Raw genomic sequence first — 3134 nt, forward strand, 5'->3', positions numbered from 1 at the left:
AGATGTGTATAAGAGACAGGTTTTGAAGGAACTTCTGTTCTTTCAAGATGTTCTTTGAAAACTAGATATCGACATCCAAACAATATGCAAGGCAGATAGATTATTTATCTGCGCCAAGCAAGATCTTGATGTGAAAACATCATATAAGGTTAAGCTAGAAAGGGCGCACGGTGGATGCCTTGGCACTAGGAGCCGAAGAAGGACGGGACGAACACCGATATGCCTCGGGGAGCTGTAAGTAAGCATTGATCCGGGGATTTCCGAATGGGGGAACCCACCATCCGTAATGGGATGGTATCCATATCTGAATACATAGGGTATGAGAAGGCAGACCCGGGGAACTGAAACATCTAAGTACCCGGAGGAAGAGAAAGCAAATGCGATTTCCTGAGTAGCGGCGAGCGAAACGGAAACAGCCCAAACCAGAGGGCTTGCCCTCTGGGGTTGTAGGACACTCTACATGGAGTTACAAAGGAACGAAGTAGGTGAAGCGGTCTGGAAAGGCCAGCCAAAGAAGGTAACAGCCCTGTAGCTGAAACTTCGTTCCCTCCTGAGTGGATCCTGAGTACGGCGGGACACGTGAAACCCCGTCGGAATCCGGGAGGACCATCTCCCAAGGCTAAATACTCCCTAGTGACCGATAGTGAACCAGTACCGTGAGGGAAAGGTGAAAAGCACCCCGGAAGGGGAGTGAAAGAGATCCTGAAACCGTGTGCCTACAAGTAGTCGGAGCCCATTAACGGGTGACGGCGTGCCTTTTGTAGAATGAACCGGCGAGTTACGATCCCGTGCAAGGTTAAGTTGATAAGACGGAGCCGCAGCGAAAGCGAGTCTGAATAGGGCGACATAGTACGTGGTCGTAGACCCGAAACCGTGTGATCTACCCATGTCCAGGGTGAAGTTCAGGTAACACTGAATGGAGGCCCGAACCCACGCACGTTGAAAAGTGCGGGGATGAGGTGTGGGTAGGGGTGAAATGCCAATCGAACACGGAGATAGCTGGTTCTCCCCGAAATAGCTTTAGGGCTAGCCTCGCGGCAAGATTCCTGGAGGTAGAGCACTGATTGGACTAGGGGCCCCCACAGGGTTACCGAATTCAGTCAAACTCCGAATGCCAGAGAATTATCCGCGGGAGTCAGACTGCGAGTGATAAGATCCGTAGTCAAAAGGGAAACAGCCCAGACCATCAGCTAAGGTCCCAAAGTATACGTTAAGTGGCAAAGGATGTGGAGTTGCCCAGACAACCAGGATGTTGGCTTAGAAGCAGCCACCATTTAAAGAGTGCGTAATAGCTCACTGGTCGAGTGACTCTGCGCCGAAAATGTAACGGGGCTAAACGTATCACCGAAGCTATGGCTTGTACCGTATGGTACAGGGGTAGGGGAGCGTTCGAAGTGCAGCGAAGTCAGACCGGAAGGACTGGTGGAGCGCTTTGAAGTGAGAATGCCGGTATGAGTAGCGAAAGACAAGTGAGAATCTTGTCCATCGAAAGCCTAAGGTTTCCTGAGGAAGGCTCGTCCGCTCAGGGTTAGTCGGGGCCTAAGCCGAGGCTGAAAAGCGTAGGCGATGGATAACAGGTTGATATTCCTGTACCACCTCCTTTCCGTTTGAACAATGGGGGGACGCAGTAAGGTAGGGTGAGCGCACTGATGGAATAGTGCGTCTAAGCAGTTAGGCTGTTGGGTAGGCAAATCCGCCCAACGTGAAGGCTGAGCTGTGATGGCGAGGGAAATTTTAGTACCGAAGTCCCTGATCCTACACTGCCAAGAAAAGCCTCTAGTGAGGAAAGAGGTGCCCGTACCGCAAACCGACACAGGTAGGCGAGGAGAGAATCCTAAGATGATCGGGAGAACTCTCGTTAAGGAACTCGGCAAAATGACCCCGTAACTTCGGGAGAAGGGGTGCTCTGATAGGGTTTATCGCCCGAGAGAGCCGCAGTGAATAGATCCAAGCGACTGTTTAGCAAAAACACAGGTCTCTGCGAAACCGCAAGGTGAAGTATAGGGGCTGACACCTGCCCGGTGCTGGAAGGTTAAGAGGAGGGGTTATCCTTACGGAGAAGCTCTGAATTGAAGCCCCAGTAAACGGCGGCCGTAACTATAACGGTCCTAAGGTAGCGAAATTCCTTGTCGGGTAAGTTCCGACCCGCACGAAAGGTGTAACGACTTGGATACTGTCTCAACGAGAGACCCGGTGAAATTATAGTACCTGTGAAGATGCAGGTTACCCGCGACAGGACGGAAAGACCCCATGGAGCTTTACTGCAGCTTGATATTGGATTTTGGTACAGCTTGTACAGGATAGGTAGGAGCCTGAGAAGCCGGAGCGCCAGCTTCGGTGGAGGCGTCGGTGGGATACTACCCTGGCTGTATTGAAATTCTAACCTTGAACCGTGATCCGGTTCGGAGACAGTGTCAGGCGGGCAGTTTGACTGGGGCGGTCGCCTCCTAAACAGTAACGGAGGCGCCCAAAGGTTCCCTCAGAATGGTTGGAAATCATTCGCAGAGTGTAAAGGCACAAGGGAGCTTGACTGCGAGACCTACAAGTCGAGCAGGGACGAAAGTCGGGCTTAGTGATCCGGTGGTTCCGCATGGAAGGGCCATCGCTCAACGGATAAAAGCTACCCTGGGGATAACAGGCTTATCTCCCCCAAGAGTCCACATCGACGGGGAGGTTTGGCACCTCGATGTCGGCTCATCGCATCCTGGGGCTGAAGTAGGTCCCAAGGGTTGGGCTGTTCGCCCATTAAAGCGGTACGCGAGCTGGGTTCAGAACGTCGTGAGACAGTTCGGTCCCTATCCGTCGCGGGCGCAGGAAATTTGAGAGGAGCTGTCCTTAGTACGAGAGGACCGGGATGGACACACCGCTGGTGTACCAGTTGTTCCGCCAGGGGCATAGCTGGGTAGCTACGTGTGGACGGGATAAGTGCTGAAAGCATCTAAGCATGAAGCCCCCCTCAAGATGAGATTTCCCATCACGTTAAGTGAGTAAGACCCCTTAGAGATGATGAGGTTGATAGGTCTGGTGTGGAAGCGTGGTGACACGTGGAGCTGACAGATACTAATCGGTCGAGGGCTTATCCTTAAAAAAAGCATAACGTTTGGAAACGTCGTATCTAGTTTTGAGAGAACATA

1 rRNA gene is annotated in these 3134 nt (G+C 52.2%); it reads left to right on the top strand.

Annotated elements, in window-relative coordinates:
• Positions 1-147 precede the first annotated feature (147 nt).
• Positions 148-3084 (top strand): 23S ribosomal RNA (locus tag AWM68_RS06205).
• The last annotated feature ends 50 nt before the right edge of the window (positions 3085-3134 follow it).

This window comes from Fictibacillus phosphorivorans (assembly GCF_001619875.1).
In the GTDB taxonomy this organism is placed as follows: domain Bacteria; phylum Bacillota; class Bacilli; order Bacillales; family Fictibacillaceae; genus Fictibacillus; species Fictibacillus phosphorivorans_B.